The following is an 18,763-nucleotide window of genomic DNA, read 5'->3' as shown; positions in this document are numbered from 1 at the left end:
ATCCTGTTGTTTACTGTTCAATAAAATCAATAAACAAAATATTTCAATTCGTTTGCTAAACCGGTTTTATTAATTACTTTGCGATGCCAATTATTCAGATGAGATTTACAGATTTTATCTGTAAATAGGTTATTCAAATCACAGTCTTAAAAAAATGTTTCATCGTTTCGGTTTATTGCGTTTGCCTGCTATAATGTTGGTTATGTTGTTTATGGTAGCGTACGGGCAGGCCCAACAATTGTCTGCTTATGTTAACCCGTTAATAGGAGCCAGCAGCAGTGCATCGGCGGCAGGAATATATCATGGTTTAGGCAAAACCTTTCCTGGTGCCACTACACCTTATGGAATGGTGCAGGTTAGCCCCAATACCATTACTGGTGGCGACAATGGCTCGGGCTATAGCTATGAGCATACTAGTATTGAAGGTTTTGCTTTTACACAAATGAGCGGTATTGGCTGGTTTGGTGATTTAGGTAACTTTTTGGTGATGCCAACAACCGGCCCGCTTAAAACCTCGGCTGGCAAGCTGGATGGTAGTACCACTGGTTACCGGTCGGCATATGATAAAAAAAGTGAAAGAGCATCGGCTGGTTACTACGGCGTATTTCTGAACAAATATCAAACGAAAGCTGAAATGACCGCCGCACCGCATAGCGGCATGCTGCGCTTTACCTTTCCAGAAAATAAAGAATCGCGCATACAAATTGATTTGGCCCGCAGGGTAGGGGGCACCTCCACATTGCAATATGTAAAGGTGCTTAATGATCATACCATCACAGGCTGGATGAAATGTACACCCGACGGCGGCGGCTGGGGTAACGGCGATGGCAAAGCCGACTATACCGTATACTTTTATGCCCAATTCAGCAAACCGCTTAAGAATTATGGCGTTTGGGCCGCCGATATTCCCGACAACTGGAGCCGCAAACGCGAAGATATTGAGAGCGACCGTTATCAAACCCAAATTGCTCATGCGGCTGTATTAAAAAATGTAAAAGAAAAGCAAGGTAAGCACCTTGGCTTCTATACCTCGTTTGCCACCACCGGTAACGAACAAGTATTGATGAAGGTAGGTATCTCATTTGTAGATATGGCCGGCGCACGAAAAAATTTAAGTGCCGAAATTCAAGACTGGAACTTTGATGCCGCTCATCAACGAGCGGTTGCCTTGTGGGATAACGCCCTGGCTAAAGTTAAAGTGCAAGGCGGCACTGCCGAGCAAAAAACGGTGTTTTACACGGCCATGTATCATACCATGATTGATCCGCGAATTGTGAACGATGTAGATGGACGATACACAGCCGGTGATGGTACCATTAAAACCAGTTCGCAATTTAGAAAACGTACCATTTTTAGTGGTTGGGATGTGTTCAGAAGTCAGATGCCCTTACAAACTATCATCAATCCATCATTGGTAAACGACATGATTAATTCGCTGGTTACCTTGGCCGATGAAAAGCAGAAAGACTACTTGGAGCGGTGGGAATTGCTGAATGCTTATAGCGGTTGCATGTTCGGTAATCCTGCTGTTTCCATGATTGCCGATGCGTATGCTAAAGGCATCCGCAACTATGATATTAGCAAAGCTTATCAATTATCAAAAGGGTCGGTAGAGCGCTTTGGTAATGGCAACCGGGGGTATACGCCTCAAAGTATTGCTTACACGCTTGAGTATGGCTACACAGAATGGTGTGTATCGCAAATGGCCAAGTGGTTAAACCATCCGGATGACGTTGCAAAATACGCCAAGCGTAGTTTAAGCTATCAAAATATTTACGATAAAGATAAGGGCTGGTTTCGCCCTCGCGATAGTGCAGGTAAATGGGTGGCCTGGCCCGATTCGGGAAGGCTTACGCAATGGTATGGTACTTTTGAAACCAACCCTTACCAACAAGGATGGTTTGTGCCGCATGATATCAGCGGGATGGTACAACTGATGGGTGGCCAAGACAAAGTATTAGCCGACTTAGACAACCTGTTTGCCAAAACACCCGAAAATATGATGTGGAATGATTATTACAATCATGCCAACGAGCCGGTGCATCATGTGCCTTTCTTATTTAACCGGCTTAACCGGCCTTGGCTTACCCAAAAATGGACACGCGAAATATGCCGCCGAGCTTACCATAATTCAGTAGAAGGCTTGGTAGGAAACGAAGATGTGGGGCAGATGTCGGCCTGGTATATTCTGGCAGCAAGTGGCTTACACCCGGTTTGCCCTGGTGACACCAGGCAGGAAATTACCAGTCCGGTATTTAATCAAATTACGTTTCAGCTAGATAGCGCTTATGCTAAAGGGAAAGCCTTTACTATAGTTGCTCGCAACAACAGCGCCACAAATATATATATCCAAAGCGCACTGCTCAACGGCAGGCCTTACAGCAAATGTTACCTGGACTTTAAAGATATTGCCAATGGCGGTAAGCTCGAACTGGTAATGGGTAGTGAACCTAATAAGAACTGGGGAAGCACAAATTAATTCATCTTACGCAAAAAGAAACTACATAGAAACACGTATATCATGTTTAAATTTCTTCTACCTGCAAAGCTAATGTGTATGCTATTATTGCTGCTATGTACTAGGGTGCAGGCAGCCAAAGTAGATACTGTACTTACACACAGCAACAGCATGCATAAAGATATAAAAGCAGTTGTGATTACGCCGGCTGGTTATAAAAAGCATAGTAAGTATCCGGCTATGTATTTGCTGCATGGCTTCAGCGGAAACTATGCCGACTGGATAAGCAAAGTGCCCTCTATATCGCAATTGGCAGATGAGTATCACATCATCATCGTGTGCCCCGACGGGAATTATGCCGGCTGGTACTTCGATAGCCCGGTGAATAAAGAAATGAACTATGAAACTTACGTAGCAACCGAATTGGTGAGCTATATAGATGCACATTACGCCACCATTGCAAACCGGTCGGGTCGGGCCATAACCGGACTAAGCATGGGCGGCCACGGAGCGTTGTACCTCGCTGCACGGCATCAAAACACCTTCGGTGCAGCAGGTAGTATGAGTGGTTGTGTGGATTTAGCGCCGTTTTCAAAAAAATACGGCATTAGCCAGGTTTTGGGTGACTATGACAGCAACCCGCAGCGCTGGAAAGATAACAGTGTTACCTACATAATAGAAAATTTACAGCCTAATGCATTAGCTATCATATTCGATTGCGGTTACAGCGACGACTTTTATCCATCTAACCTGGTTATGCACCAAAAAATGGTAGAAAAGCATATACCGCATGATTTTATTGCCCGCAATGGTGGTCATTCATGGGAATACTGGGGAAACTCGATAGTGTATCAGGTTTTATTTTTTAGCCGTTATTTTAATCAAGCACCTTTATCAAACTGATAGGAACAGGGTTTGTAAACCAACAAAAAACTTAAAAACAGCGGTGTTTTATAAATAAAATCAAAAAAGATAAATAAAAGCTTATAAAACATTTGCTAAACCGGTTTTATAGATTAAATTAGCATAAAATTTAAACGTTGCCGATAAGGCGAAAATAACCAATTATATAAGGTGCAACTCAAACAGGGCTTTAACTGAAGTTGCACTGCGTTTACGTTCAGTTTTAAAACAGTAAATGATTATTATAAACCATATAATATGAGAAAACTTTACGCTTATTTTTTGGGTGTGATGGGTCTTTTTTTTGCAGCTTCGTGTAAAAAGGAAGGCTTTTTAGCCCAAACACAAACCACCAACCTGTCAGAAACAACGGTGTTTGCCGATAGTGCCAACACGGTAGCTTTTTTGTCAAACATTTATAGTAATACTGGTTTTAGTTTCAACCCCGGCAGGTTTACATATGGGCCTATCGGTTTCCAAACGCCAAACGGGGGCTTAGATGCTGCGTCTGACGAAGCCGAAGTAGCATCCTCAAACGGTACAACAGCATTGGCCTTTGAAACAGGCACCATTAACGCAGCCGTGGTTACGGATGACGCTTATTCTGTATGCTATTCCAATATTCGCGCGGTTAATCAATTGTTGAAAAACCTTCCCAAATCGCCTATCCGCGAATTTGTAAAAAACCAGTACAAAGCCGAAGCGCGCTTTTTGCGGGCTTGGTATTATGCTATATTATTAAAACACTATGGCGGTATCCATATAGTAGGCGATACCATTTACAACTATACCGACCGTATTCCGGCCAAGCGTAATACATATGCCGAATGCGTAAACTATATTGTTTCTGAATGTGATGCTGCCGGACAAGATTTGCCTTTAGTGCAGGTAGGGCTTAGTTACGGGCGTGCGTCAAGAGGTGCCTGTATGGCGCTTAAATCAAGGGTGTTGCTTTATGCTGCGAGTCCTTTATTTAATGGAAAGACCCTAGCATCAGGCGATGTGGGTGCGTTGGTAGGATACCCGGCTTATGACAAAGAGCGATGGAAACTGGCCGAAGATGCTGCTGCGGCTGTTATCGCCTCGTCGGCCTATAGTTTAAATATAGATAACAGTACACCCGGCATTGGCTTTCAGCAGCTATTTACCCTGCGGTACAATACAGAATACATTTTTGCCCTGATGCGAGGTTCAAATTCAGATTTTGAAAGCCTCTGGGATCCGCCTTCACGTACGGGTAAAAACGGCGCTTTCCCGTTACAAGGTTTGGTAGATGCATTCCCGATGCGCAATGGTTTGCCTATAACTGATCCGGCCTCTAACTACGATCCTAATAACCCTTATGCCGGGCGTGACCCACGTTTAGAGTATTCTGTAATTCATGATCAAACACCGTTGGCAAACCGCTTGGCGGCAGGGTTTTTGCCCGTAAATATTTATACCGGCAACTACAATGGTGTTGGTGAAGGGCCGGATGCTGTAAGGGTAGGAACGCGTACTGGTTATTACACCAATAAAATGCTCGATCCCAATGCTGTAGCCAGTGATATTACGCACGTTTCTAAACGCTGCTGGCCGCTAATGCGTTATGCCGAAATACTGCTGAATTATGCAGAAGCGGCCAATGAATATGAAGGGCCTACGGCACAAGTATACCAGGCAGTAGAAAAGATACGTGAACGTGCTGGTTTAAATCCATACCAACTGCCTTCTGGTTTAAGCCAAGATGCCATGCGTAAGGTTATTCAAAGCGAACGCCGTATAGAACTAGCATTTGAAGAACATCGTTTTTGGGATGTGCGCCGCTGGAAGATAGCCGAGCAAACAGATAACATTGCGAGTATGGGTATGGAGGTAAACCGAAATGGTGTTGCTGTATCATACAAACCGTTTGCCGTACGCCAGCGCAATTTCCGTACAGCCATGTACTTGTGGCCTTTTCCGCAAGCCGAAGTGGCAAAGTCACCCGAACTTATTCAAAACCCCGGTTATTAAAAATACAATACTAAGATGATGAAAATTCAAATGATACTTGGCCGGGCTTTCCTGTTGGCCATCATTTGTACAATGATGTGCTTTGGCTCTTGTAAAACCGAACAAATAGTGCCTTCGCAAGAAATGCCCAAAGATATTGGCGGCAGCTGGAAAGTAATCAAAGCTACACGGAACGGTACTGATATTACCAATCTGGTCGATTTTAGCAAATTTCAGGTAAGCTTTAACGATGGAAAATACACCTTAATTAATAAGTTGCCATTTCTGGTAAATCAAGACGGAACATATTCATTGGATAATCCGCAGTATCCTTTTCAAATTGTATTCAACGCCAACGGGGCGCAGCCCATACCCACTGCATTTAATTACCCGATTGTGAATGGTGTAAGGCAACTGAGCCTCACATTCAGTCCGGGATGCCCTAACAATACTTATATATACACACTAGAAAAAGCAACTAAATAAGCAACGCTTAATACCCGAAACGATGAGAATACCTCTACATATAAAGGGAGAAAAATTATGGAAGGTCTGTGCTTTCATCATCTTGTGCATCATCTTGGCCTGCTGCGGTGAAGAAATTGCCAGTGTTGAGCAGCCTTCGACGGCTAAAGTGGGTTCAACAGTGCCTATTACCGTTAATATTAATATTCCCACGGCAGGAGATGGCGGACCTGATTACCTGGTTTTTGGTTTTCTGGTACCTAAAGGCTGGCAAACATCCAAAAATACAACCATTACTTATAGCGGCCCTCGCGGGAATGGCAACATGACCCTCATTCCAAACACTACTTTGGCAAAAAATGGTGGTGGATTAAACTGGCCCGACCTTATGAAAAAAACATTTGGCATTGGTGCTAACCTGATTGACGACATGGAATGGGTAGCTTATCAATCCGACAAATCATTCACCCATGGCGGTAACGAAACAATAACTGGTAAACTGAACATTCAAATTAAAGTAGGTGCAGATAATAACAATACGTTGGTTAAGCTAGGTTATTGCATTACCGACACCGGCAACGGCTTTACCAGTAACGAGTTTGGTACCTACTACAGTGTAAAATTGATGGCGGACTGTTTTGAATTAACCGGCGGAACAGGAGATATGGTAGACTTTTGTAATCCACAGCTAACTACCGTAAACCCGCCCAAATCGCTGGATAATGATTTTGTGACGCTAACATTTGACGGAACGGTAACCTCTACACAGCTTTCGGGCGCACAAAACGTTTACCTGTGCGCTACTGCTTATACCAGTGACGGTAAAACGGTAACTGTGTGCGAACAAACCGATAAAACCAAAATGGTACAACTGCCCGCGGGCTCTAACAGGTATCAAATTACATTTTGGCCAAAGTCTTTCTTTGGCGCTACTGATGCACAAACGATTGTAAAAATGGAATACTTTATTACCAGCGCCAACGGTGCTACCAAAATAGGGTACGGCAATACATCAAGCCCGTTTGTGTACACCTTTAAGTGTAGCTAAATAGCTGATATAAAACTGATAATCAATATAAGCAAGTTCTGAGAATGGGTTTGCTAAAGGACCTTATTGTTTAATAAAATTAAAATCTCTGATTATATGGCCTACTGCTACTTGAAAAAATGTATTACCGCAGTTTGTGTCTTCATGTTGTTTGTGATGACAAACGGGTACGCAGCCATGCAGGATACAACCGCCAGAACAGCGCCTTATACCAATGGCCCCAAGGGTGTTGTGGTAGATGAGTATGGGGTGCCGCTAAAAGGCGTTAAAATAACCGTAAAAGCAAAGCCTGATGTTGTGACTACAGATAACAGCGGCAAATTTGCCATCAATGCTGCACAAGGTGATATATTGGTGTTTGCACTTAAAAACTTTTATGTGCGCCAAGTAAAGCTAAACAGGCAGGATACGTTACGGGTACGGCTGATACCGACTTACTTAAAATCTCCGGACCGGATTGATGTATTGTACGGAACGGCTGATCCCAAAAATACATTAGGTTCTATTGCCACCCTTTACACAAATCAATTAACTACTACGCCGTCTACTTTGTACTCTTATGCCTTACCCGGACAATTGCCCGGCTTGTATACGCAGCAATATAGTGGTTTTGCCTCGCCGAGCACCGCCAGCCAAACCAAGGCCGACTTGATTGGCAATGTGGTACAGCACAACAATTATTCGGCTAATGACAATACAGAAATTGGTTTGTTTTTACGCGGTAATACGCCCATCACCATAATTGATAACGTACAGCGCGAAATATCTTCTATTGATCCGGAAAGTATTGAATCCATATCGGTATTAAAAGATGCACTATCTACTATGCTATTGGGTAACAACAGCTCGAGAGGTGTATTGCTGGTAACTACCAAGCGCCCGGAAATGGGTAAGCCGCGTATATCATTTACAGCGCAAACCGCGTTGCAACAGCCACTTGGTTTGCCTACGCCACTGCCGGCTTACCAATATGCATACCTATACAATGAAGCACTGCAAAATGACAAACGTCAGCCTATTTACAGCAGTGCCGATTTTAGTGCTTACCGTGATCAGACCGATCCTTATCGCCATCCCGACGTAAACTGGTTTAAAACTCTATTGCGCGATTATTCGCCTTTAACCAGCTACCGGTTAAACGTAAATGGCGGCACGCAGGTAGCACGTTATACCATCTCTTTAAATTACCTGGACCAAGCCGGTATGTTTAAAACGGCTTCATCATCACCCTACAACACCAACAACGATTTAAGCCGTTACATGATTAACTCTGACCTGAGTGTAAACGTAACCAAAAACTTAAATGTTGATTTACAATTGTTTGGCCGTATACAGCAGTTTACGCAACCGGGTACAGGTTACGGCGGTATATTAAATGCGCTGTTTACTACGCCTAATAATGCTTATCCTGTTTACAATCCTAACAATACCTTTGGTGGAACAACGGTTTATACCAACAACCTTTTATCGCAAACACAGTATTCGGGTTACCAGCGCGTTAATAGTAATGATGTGCTGGCCAACCTGGATTTAAATTACGATTTAAGCGGCGTTACCCCCGGCTTATCGGTTAAAGGCAAAGGTAACCTGGCGTTTTCTTCACAAGGGCTTACTAACCGTTCGTTGCAAAACAATACCTACCTGTTTGGCGGCGGTAATGCCTACTCGCCAGTAGGTTCACCTTTTACACAATCTAATACTTTTGGTACCATTTCAAGCGCCCGTTATGCCTATGCGCAAGGTACCGTTAATTATGACCGTAGTTTCGGCAAGCATAATGTAAGCGGCTTGTTTTTGTATGATTATCGTTCGGTAGTACTAAACTACGATCTATCGCAGGGAACCACCAATCGTGCATTAAAAGGTGCTTATAATTACGACGGTAAGTATTTCATTGAGGCGGTTGTAAACAACAGCGGTTATAGCCGCTATCCGCCGGGTCATCAGTTCGGTATGTTTTATGCCGGTGGTTTAGGCTGGCAAATGGCACGCGAAAGTTTTATTAAAGATAATTTTGGCTGGATAAACAGCTGGAAATGGCGGGTAACCTACGGTCAAACAGGCAATGCCAACGTAGATAATTATGGTTACTTTAACTTTTTGCAAACCTATTCGCGCCCTATTGGCTACCCGTATACTACTGGTACAAACAGAAGCGGTGTGCAAATTTATGCAGAGGACTTGTTGGCTAACCCGAACATAAGCTGGGAAAAAGCGCATAAACTGGATATAGGCGCTGATATAGCTTTATTTAAAGACCACTTTAAAATAACTGCCGATTACTACCGCGACCGTTATTACAACCTGCTGCAAATTCGTGGCGCCAGCATTGCCTTACTTGGTACTAACTACGCTTACGAAAATATTGGCGTTAATCTGAACAAAGGCGGCGAGCTTTCGCTAACTTATCAAAACAACGCTGGTAACTTTAACTACTTTATTACCGGCAACGCATCTGTGCAAAGTACTAAAGCAGTGTTTAAGGATGAGCCGGCCAATCCTTATCCGTGGACACGTTATACAGGCCAGCGTACGGATGTTATTTTTGGCTACAAAGCCCTTGGATTTTTCCAGAATGCGCAAGAAGCTGCCGCAAGTGCTACCACACTAGGTTACACGCCACAAGCCGGTGATGTAAAGTATGCAGATTTGAACAATGATGGCGTGATTAATCAATTTGACCAAACGCCAATAGGCAATACTAAACCATTAATTTTTTACGGAACTACTTTGGGCTTTAATTACAAAGGTTTTAGCCTAAGTGTGATTTTACAAGGCGTAAAAAATCACGATATACTATTTAACAACGCCTTGGCCAACGGCTTTTCCGATTTTTCAGGATTAACCTATAGCGGGCAGGGATATGATTTATTGAACGCCCGCTGGACACCTGAAACGGCCACCACCGCCACACAGCCACGCTTATCTTTAGGTAATCCTAATAATACTGCCTGGTCATCGCTGTACATACGCTCCGGAAATTACTTCCGCCTAAAAAATGCCGAGGTTGGCTATAATTTGCCTTCTCAGTGGGTACGCAGGTTGCGAATTTCGGGCGTGCGGCTATTTGCTAACGGTGAAAATCTGCTTACCCTGTATGGCTATAAGGGTGTGGATCCCGAAGTGTACGGTGTAGCGTATCCTATCCAAAGAGTTTTCAATGCAGGTGTCAACATTAAGTTATAACCGTAATGCCTGATTTAAAAGCCTATAACATGAAAAGATATAGAAGTGCAATAATTGCCGTGGTTGGTATAGTAATATTAATTAGCGGTTGCAAAAAATATGAACAGTTTCCGGTAGATAAGGTCACGATAAATTATGTGTTCGACCCCAAAGATTCGGCCGGTGTAAATGCACAAGCCTTTTTATACGGCGTATATGCAAAGCTAAAAAACGGCCATAACCGTGTAGGTAATGATTATCTGGATGCTGCTTCTGATGATGCTGTGTCATCATCTATAAGCGCAACTGCCAGCGTAACCGTGCTATCTACCGGGGCATATAACTCCTACACCGTTCCGGGCGATGAAAATGTATGGGGTTATTATTACCAGGGCATACGCACCGCTAATGAATTTATTACCAATATAGATGTGGTGCCGGTTTTATCAAAATATAACGGCTACTCCATAAAATATTTATGGAAAAATGAAGCCCGCTTTTTGAGGGCTATGTTTTACTTTGAATTGGTTAAGCGTTACGGCGGCGTGCCGCTGTTGGGCAATAAAGTATTTACGCTTAATGACAATGTAAACCTGCCACGCAATTCATTTGCCGATTGTATTAGTTATATTGTTAGTGAATGTGATGCTATTAAAGACACTTTACTAACCTATCCGGTTCAATTTCCGAATGCTGATAGCCACCGTGCTACGCAAGGTGCAGCCATGGCTTTAAAGGCCCGTGTGTTGTTGTATGCAGCCAGTCCGCTGTTTAATGGTGGTAATATTGATGCTGCAAATCCGCTAACCGGTTATGCCGATTACAGCGCTACCCGATGGGCGCAAGCAGCTGCGGCGGCTAAGGCTGTGATGAATTTGCAGGCTTACAAATTGCTTGACAATTATAAAGACATCTTTTTAACACAGAATAACCCCGAAATAATCTTTTTCAGGCAAGGAGATTTTGGATCGGCCATCGAAAATGTAAACGGGCCGATAGGTTTTAACAATGCCGGCGGCAGAGGACAAACCAGTCCTTCGCAAGATTTAGCCAATGCTTTCCCCATGAGTAATGGCATGGCTATTACCGATCCGGCATCAGGCTATGATATAAATAACCCATACAACAACCGCGATCCGCGCTTTGCTTATAACCTCTTGTACAATGGCGCGCAATGGCTTAACACACAGTTGCAAACTTACGAAGGCGGCCAAAGCAAGCCCAATGGCAGCTTGCAGCAAACCCGCACGGGTTATTACATGCGCAAGTTTATGGGCAATTTTGAAAATACGAGTAACTATAGCACCCATAACGAAGATTGGATAATTTTGCGTTATGCCGATATTCTGTTGGCATATGCAGAGGCCCAGAACGAGGCTGTTGGCCCCACCAACGATGTATATGACGTTTTAACCAGCATCAGGAAGCGGGCTGGTATCCAGGCTGGTACCAATAATTTATATGGTCTTAAACCGGGCATGAGCCAGGAAGAGATGCGCACAGCTATTCAAAACGAGCGGCGTGTGGAACTGGCTTTTGAAGAAAGCCGCTACTGGGATATCAAACGTTGGAAAATTGCCCAAACGGTAATGAACCAGCCACGCACAGGTGTATCTATTTCAAAAGTAGGATCCAGCCTCACTTACAATTATATAACTGTTTTGGCCACTAAGTTTCAGGCGCCCAAAATGTACCTCAATCCCGTCCCATATGATGAGGTATTGAAAAACCCCAACATGAAGCAAAACCCTGGATGGTGATTTTTAACAGTTAAACCTTTATAACTAAGAAACAATGAGAAGAACATTACTTTTCTTTCTATCTATATGGTTGATGCTGCCGGTAGCATTGTACGCACAAACCAGAACGATAACCGGCACGGTAAGAGACGTGGGCGGTGTTTTGCCCGGCGCATCTATAGTAGAGAAAGGGGTGCCGGCCAACGGAACAGTAACCAATACCAATGGTAAGTTTACCATTACCCTGCGCGGTCGGTCTAACGTATTACTGGTACGGTTTGTAGGTTATGTGCAGCAAGAAGTTCCGGTAAAGTCAGACAAGGCACTGGATATCATTCTGCAAATAAACAGTAACGGCTTGGATGAGGTATCAGTGGTAGCTTATGGTACTAAAAAACGTATTACCAATACCGGGTCGGTTAGTTCCATATCTGCTGCCGATATTCGTACCGTACCCACCGCCAACGTGCAAAATGCCCTTACAGGTAAGCTGCCGGGTTTCTTTTCACAGCAAAGTTCGGGTCAGCCCGGCCGTGATGCTTCTGATTTTTTCATCCGTGGGGTTAGCTCGCTTAATCCGGATGGTAACCGTCCGTTAATTATTGTTGATGATATTGAGTACACTTACGAACAGCTGCAACAAATTAACGTAAATGAGATAGAAAGTATTTCTATTCTTAAAGATGCCTCCAGCACAGCCATTTACGGTATTAAAGGGGCCAATGGCGTATTAGTAGTGGCTACCCGTCGTGGTAAAGGTGGTGTACCGCAAGTTAATTTACGTGTAGAAAACGGTATCCAGGCGCCAACTAAAGTGCCTAAGTTTTTAGACTCATATAATTCTGCACTGCTTATTAACGAAGCAGAACGCAATGACGGTATCCCTGAAACTTTTACACAAGCCGATTTGGATGCCTTTAGAAACGGAACTGACCCTTACGGGCATCCTAACGTAAACTGGTACGATGCTATTTTCAAAAAGTTTTCCTATCAGGCTAACGCTAACCTGGATATATCGGGCGGTACCAATGCACTTAAGTACTTTATTTCTGGCGGTGCCTTAAGTCAGAATGGCTTAGTGAAAGATTTTGCAGATCCACAAAGCTTGGTGAATACCAACTATTATTTCAGAAGATACAATTTCCGGTCGAACCTGGATTTGAAAGCCAACAAGAATCTTGATTTTCGTTTAGATATTAGTACCCGGTTTTCTGATTTAAATCAGCCTTATAATCAAAATGCGGTAGGAGAGGTGTATAATTTTAGTAAAATTACACCGTTTACAGCGCCTTACATCAACCCTAACGGTACGTATTCATACGCCTATTCTTCTTTCAACCCCGAACACTTGCCTACGTTAAATGCCAGGCTGGCTACCGGCGGGTATCAGCACGCCAGAAGAACAGATTTTAACGTGTTGTTTGGTGCTACCGAAAAGCTAGACGATTTAACACCGGGATTATCTGCAACAGCACGCGTAGCTTACTCCAGCGTGGAGCAGTTTACGAAGCAAATTTTTAACAATGGTATCCCGGCTTATCATTACGATGCTGCCAATAACCGCTATACTCTGCGTCCGGGAGCTACTTACGTGTACGATACCTATGCGTTAACCGGTAACACAGATATCAATACTAATAACTATAACGTGCAGCTGTACGCCAACTACGACCGTACGTTTAGTAATACACACCACTTTAACGGTTTAGTGTTGTTCAACCAGCAATCGCAAACCTATTTTGCGAATGCATTTTTAGATGGTTCGCTGGTAGCTGTACCTCAAAAGTTTCGCGGGTTATCGGGTAAATTAGGCTATGATTATAAGCAAAAATATTTATTTGAGTTTAACATAGCGCGCAATGGTACCGACCGTTTTGCCGAAAACCACCGCTTTGGTGTATTCCCTGCATTAAGTGTTGGTTATAACCTGGCTAAAGAATCTTTCTTTTCCAAAATGTTTCCGGTGTTTAGCTTATTTAAGTTAAGAGGCAGCTATGGTATAGTGGGTTCAGATGCAGCACCAGGCAACCGCTATGTTTATAACCAAGTTTACACTCCAGGCTTTGGCTATAATTTTGGCGAAACTGTTCAAAACTACAACAGCTTTGCAGAAGGCTCTTTAAGCAATAGTAATGTAGTGTGGGAACGTGCCAAAAAGCTGGACATTGGTTTAGATGTGAACCTGCTGCATGATAAGGTTTCTGCTACTGTTGATTACTTTCATGATGTTCGGTTCGATCAGCTCATTAAACCGGGTAGTGTGTCCCAAATTTTGGGTGTAGATCTACCGGCTGTTAATATCGGCCGTACACTTAATCAAGGTATCGATGGGCAAATCGGTTACCATGATAATATTGGTAAACTGCAGTTCAGTACTTCGTTTGTGTTCTCGTATGCCAAAAACAAAATTTTATACTTTGATGAACCAACGCCTGCTTTCCCTAATCTGGCCAGAACAGGGCAGCCGATTAACCAGCCGTTCGGTTACCATTACTTAGGCTTTTACACAGCGCAGGATATTGCCGCCATTAAGGCTTACCAGGTTGCGCATGGAGGCTCAAATGCAGGTAACCCTATTGCAACGCCCCTTTCCGGTACACCTTTGCAACCCGGCGATTTAAGATATGAAGATTTAAACGGCGATGGTATAATTGATGCTTTTGACCAAAAGCCAATAGGGCATCCTAATTTAACCAATACAACGCTGGGCTTAAACCTGCAGGCGGGTTATAAAGGGTTTAGCGTAAGTGTATTATTACAAGGTGCATTCAATTATAGCTTTGCTGTAGTAGGCACAGGTATAGAACCGTTTCAAAGCCAGTTTCAACCCATTCACTTAGAAAGGTGGACGCCTAGTAATAGCGTAAATGCAACTTTTCCGAGGCTTACCATGGATAAAAACTCTATAAACAGCCCAAGTTTTTATATGTCAGATTTTTGGCTTATCAACGCGTATTACATCCGTATCAAAACGGTGGATATTGGCTACCAGCTGCCAACCAAATGGCTGCCTTTCCACATGCACAATGCCCGTTTGTATTTTAGCGGTTATAACTTGTTTACTTTTGATAATTACCGTAAATATCAGCAAGATCCCGAAGTATCAACCAATACTGCCGGCGATGCTTATATTAACCAACGGGTAGTTAACGTAGGTTTACAAATTGGGCTTTAAGGTAATAAGTTAAATTATGCAAAGGCTGACATCTTAACCGGTGTGAGCCTTTGTTACTTTGCAGCAATGTTTTATATTCACTTTTTCTGATGCTTTTGTAAATGTTTCCTACCATCAATGATTTGCTGGCGTATTTATTTCACATTCATGTACCATTCCCGGTACAAACATTTGGCTTTTTTGTAGCGGTTGCTTTTTTGGCCGCATACCAGGTGTTTACAGCCGAGTTTAAAAGGTACGAGGCGCTTGGTAAAATACATGCTTTCACCAAGCAAGAAATGATTGGCCAGCCAGCATCGGTAGCTGATATTATGGTTAACTTTTTACTCGGCTTTTTATTGGGCTATAAAGTGGGTGGCGTAATATGGCAGTATGCAGCTTTTCAATATAATCCTCGTAATTATGTACTTTCAGGGCAGGGCTACTGGCCGGTTGGTATAGTGGTGGGCAGTCTGTTTGCGCTTTGGGTGTATACCGACCATAAAAAGAAAATACTACCTGTACCAAAACTGGTTCAAAAAACGGTGCATCCCTACCAGTTGATGGGCAAAATTGTACTGGCTGTGGGCGTAGCCGGAGTATTAGGCTCAAAGCTGTTTGATGTGATTGAACATTGGGATTTGTTTATTTACAACCCGATAGATACCTTGTTTAACAGCACCGGCTTTGCTTATTACGGAGGGCTGATTTTTGGAGCATTAACGTACTTGTACATTGGGCAGGTGCATGGTATGAAACTGGTTCACCTGGCCGATATTGGTTCGCCAGGTATGATGCTGGCCTATGGTGTAGGGCGCATCGGCTGCCAGCTTTCGGGTGATGGCGACTGGGGTATTGTAAATACACGGCCCAAACCAACATTTCTAAGGTTACTGCCCGATTGGATGTGGTCGTTCCGCTTTCCGCATAACGCTATCAATGCCGGTGTACCCATCAGCGGATGTAACGGAAACTACTGCAACCAGTTGGTGCAAGGTGTATTTCCAACTTCTTTTTATGAAGCTGTATTGTGCATTGGTTTTTTTGTGGTGATGTGGATGTTCAGAAAAAGTATTATTACGCCAGGTCTCATGTTCTTCATCTATCTTGTTTTAAATGGTGCCGAGCGTTTTTTTATAGAATTTATTCGTATCAACCATAAATACACCATAGCCAATTTTAGCCTAACGCAGGCACAGTTTATTGGCGTGCTTATGATGGCAGGAGGGCTTACAGGATTGGGCAACTTAATTTTAAAGTATAAAGTTTTGCAAAACAGTAAGAAGCTATCTTAAATTTGATAACTATTGATTTTTAAAATGGCTAGTTTAATATATAGGGCGGTTTTAACTGTATGTACCAGTATGGGGATACTATGTTTAAACTCACCAGATCTTAAAGCTCAAACTACACAAGCAACCCAACACAAAGATTTAACCCATATTAAATTTACGGTTGAACGTGCCACCGATTGGTCCAATTTGTTTAAAAGGAATGAAGGTTGGTTTGGTGGCGACGGGATTTATAGCATCCCGTTAAACGGGCGTGAGCACGTTACTGCTGGCAATAATCAACAAACGCTATTTATTTTTAGCGATAGTATGATAGGGCAGGTAACCGATAGTACCATGTTGCCGGGCTATAAAATGATTCATAATTCTGTAGCTTACCTTACCGGTAATAAACCTGTGGCTTCGAAAATGAAGTTTTACTGGAATTTAGACCAGCATAAAGAACCTGACCCTGTATTTACACCCCGCACACCTAAAACAGAAGCTAAAGACTATTATTGGCTGGGCGACGGTTTTGTAAATACCGAAATGAACAATGCCATTTACATTTTTGGCTATCGGGTACGTAATGTAAGTGATGGTGCATTTGGATTTCGCGAGGTTGGTAATACCCTAATTAAAATAGCTGCAAATGAACCTGCGCCTTTTGCCAGCTACAAACAAATGGATACCCCATTTTATTTAGAACATGATGGGGATATAGGTTCATTTGGAGCAGGCATATATGTTAATACCGTTAAGGCGGGTGCTCCGTCGCCCGATGGTTACATTTATGTTTATGGCGTAAAGGGCATGGCAAAGCAACTTTTAGTAGCTCGTGTAAAACCTGTTAATTTTGAGCATTTTTCCAAATGGACATTTTGGGATGGCCGCAACTGGGTTGCCGATATGCATAAAGCGACCGCCCTTACTAATAGTGTATCAAACGAACTAAGTGTTACAGCACTGCCTGATGGGCGCTACGTACTAATCTTCCAGGAAGGAGGCATGGGGCAACATGTGGCCATGCGCCTAGGTGCCAGTCCGGCTGGCCCTTTTGGGCCTATCATCCGGATATGGGATTGCAGTATTGATTTGCCCGAGAAAACGCATGTTGTATATAATGCAAAAGCCCACCCTGGTTTATCAGCTCCGGGCGAACTGCTTATCAGCTACAATATCAACTCGGTTGAATTCATTAAGGACCTGAATAAAGACCCACACTTGTATCGGCCACGGTTTATCAGATTGAAATTAAAATAATGCTTTAGCTAACAATGAGTTGACGAGCTATCTTCAAAAGTTTATATATTGATGTTAATTTTGCGTTAGTTGGCGTTAGCATAAGTTCGAAATAAGGCTTGCTAAAGCGGATTATCTGAATAAAATTGTAACTTACCTTAAAATCAAAAAACAGCCCTTTCGTGAGTAAAAAATTGTCCATTGCAGATATAGCCAGTCGGCTGAATATTTCAAAAACGACGGTATCCTTTATTTTAAATGGACGTGCGCAAGAGAAGCGGATCAGTGAAAAACTGGTTAAGCAAGTAACTGATTATATTGCAGAAGTTGGCTATAAGCCTAGTGCGCTGGCGCAAAGTTTGGCCACCGGAAAATCCAATATCATTGGGCTGATGGTGGAGGATATATCCAATCCGTTTTTTGCCACCATAGCCCGTTTAATTGAGGACAGAGCTTACGACAATGGTTACAAAATAGTTTATTGCAGTACTGATAACGACACTGAGCGTGCCCGCGAACAATTAAAAATATTTCAGGACAGGCATGTAGACGGTTATATTATTGCCCCACCGCCCGATATAGAGGCAGACATAGAACAGCTAATAAAGCAAGGTTTCCCTGTAGTGCTTTTTGACAGGTATCTGCCTAAAGTTAATACCGATTATGTGGTAGTAGATAATTATTACAGTACGTACAATGCTACCCGTAAACTGATTGAAAGTGGCTACAAAGATATAGCCTTCATAACCTTTTTGTCTGAACAAACGCAGATGCAGGAGCGGCGTTCGGGATATGAAACGGCCATCAAAGAGTTTAAGCTGAAGCCACATCTTAAAGAGATTAAGTTTCACAGAAATGAAGAGTTGATTAATGAGCCGATTTTTGCCTATTTAAAAAAGAACCGCTCACTGGACGCCGTATTGTTTGGCACAGACCATATTGGCACCTGTGGCTTAAAAATGATTAAAAAGCTGGGCCTAAAAATTCCGGATGATTTGGCCGTAATATCGTTCGACGATTATTCATTGTTCGAATTGTATTCGGTAACCGCCATTGGACAACCTATTGTGGAAATTGCCGATCATGTCATTACACTATTATTAAAAAAGCTAAACAAAACGCAACCGTCATCTACCCAAAAAATGACCTTGTCTACCCACTTGGCTGAAAGAGAGTCTGCGCCGTTTACAAATGTTGGTATGGCTAAAAAGCAACCCAAAGTTAGCACGCAGCAAAATCACAACGATAACCTTGCCTCAGTTAGCACAAGTAACAGTGATACAAGCGATGAGTTGTAACCTGTAAGCATTTGATTGGTTACCAGAGGAACATTTTTTATCAACC

11 protein-coding genes are annotated in these 18,763 nt (G+C 43.0%); all 11 read left to right on the top strand.

All coding sequences use genetic code 11. The features are described 5' to 3' along the window. Window positions 1-154: 154 nt before the first annotated feature. The 11 genes from GPM24_RS11490 to GPM24_RS11440 all read left to right on the top strand — a co-directional run bounded on the left by GPM24_RS11490 (window position 155) and on the right by GPM24_RS11440 (window position 18,717). Window positions 155-2,479: a GH92 family glycosyl hydrolase gene (locus tag GPM24_RS11490; RefSeq protein ID WP_158826894.1), complete on the top strand. Its 2,325-nt coding sequence runs from the start codon at window positions 155-157 to the stop codon at window positions 2,477-2,479. Window positions 2,480-2,521: 42 nt separating this feature from the next. Continuing rightward, on the top strand, window positions 2,522-3,361 hold the full coding sequence (locus tag GPM24_RS11485) for an alpha/beta hydrolase (protein WP_233268803.1): 840 nt from the start codon (window positions 2,522-2,524) through the stop codon (window positions 3,359-3,361). 258 nt (window positions 3,362-3,619) lie between these two features. Continuing rightward, a complete protein-coding gene (locus GPM24_RS11480; RefSeq protein WP_158826893.1) occupies window positions 3,620-5,356 on the top strand; it encodes a RagB/SusD family nutrient uptake outer membrane protein in 1,737 nt (578 codons plus the stop codon). A gap of 15 nt (window positions 5,357-5,371) precedes the next feature. Beyond that, entirely contained in the window at window positions 5,372-5,821 is a 450-nt protein-coding gene (locus GPM24_RS11475) for a DUF5004 domain-containing protein (RefSeq protein ID WP_158826892.1), read from the top strand. Between the two features lie 22 nt (window positions 5,822-5,843). Then, window positions 5,844-6,848, top strand: coding sequence for a DUF4961 domain-containing protein (locus GPM24_RS11470; protein ID WP_158826891.1), 1,005 nt, complete (start codon window positions 5,844-5,846; stop codon window positions 6,846-6,848). A gap of 156 nt (window positions 6,849-7,004) precedes the next feature. Further along, on the top strand, window positions 7,005-10,034 hold the full coding sequence (locus GPM24_RS11465; RefSeq protein ID WP_158826890.1) for a SusC/RagA family TonB-linked outer membrane protein: 3,030 nt from the start codon (window positions 7,005-7,007) through the stop codon (window positions 10,032-10,034). A 29-nt stretch (window positions 10,035-10,063) separates the two neighbouring features. Then, window positions 10,064-11,773, top strand: a complete 1,710-nt coding sequence (locus GPM24_RS11460) for a RagB/SusD family nutrient uptake outer membrane protein (protein WP_158826889.1) — start codon at window positions 10,064-10,066, stop codon at window positions 11,771-11,773. A 34-nt stretch (window positions 11,774-11,807) separates the two neighbouring features. After that, window positions 11,808-14,927 carry a SusC/RagA family TonB-linked outer membrane protein gene (locus GPM24_RS11455; RefSeq protein WP_158826888.1) on the top strand — a complete coding sequence of 1,040 codons (3,120 nt, stop codon included), beginning with the start codon at window positions 11,808-11,810 and terminating at the stop codon, window positions 14,925-14,927. A 101-nt stretch (window positions 14,928-15,028) separates the two neighbouring features. Next, window positions 15,029-16,201 (top strand): prolipoprotein diacylglyceryl transferase, encoded by a 1,173-nt coding sequence (locus GPM24_RS11450; protein WP_158826887.1) that lies wholly within the window; start codon window positions 15,029-15,031, stop codon window positions 16,199-16,201. Window positions 16,202-16,270: 69 nt separating this feature from the next. Next, entirely contained in the window at window positions 16,271-17,440 is a 1,170-nt protein-coding gene (locus GPM24_RS11445; protein ID WP_158826886.1) for a DUF5005 domain-containing protein, read from the top strand. A gap of 161 nt (window positions 17,441-17,601) precedes the next feature. Next, window positions 17,602-18,717, top strand: coding sequence for a substrate-binding domain-containing protein (locus GPM24_RS11440; RefSeq protein ID WP_158826885.1), 1,116 nt, complete (start codon window positions 17,602-17,604; stop codon window positions 18,715-18,717). The last annotated feature ends 46 nt before the right edge of the window (window positions 18,718-18,763 follow it).

The organism is Mucilaginibacter lacusdianchii (assembly GCF_009770985.1).
GTDB lineage: Bacteria > Bacteroidota > Bacteroidia > Sphingobacteriales > Sphingobacteriaceae > Mucilaginibacter > Mucilaginibacter lacusdianchii.
The sequence above is the reverse complement of the archived record's forward strand: the minus strand, read 5'-3'. Positions and strand labels throughout refer to the sequence as shown.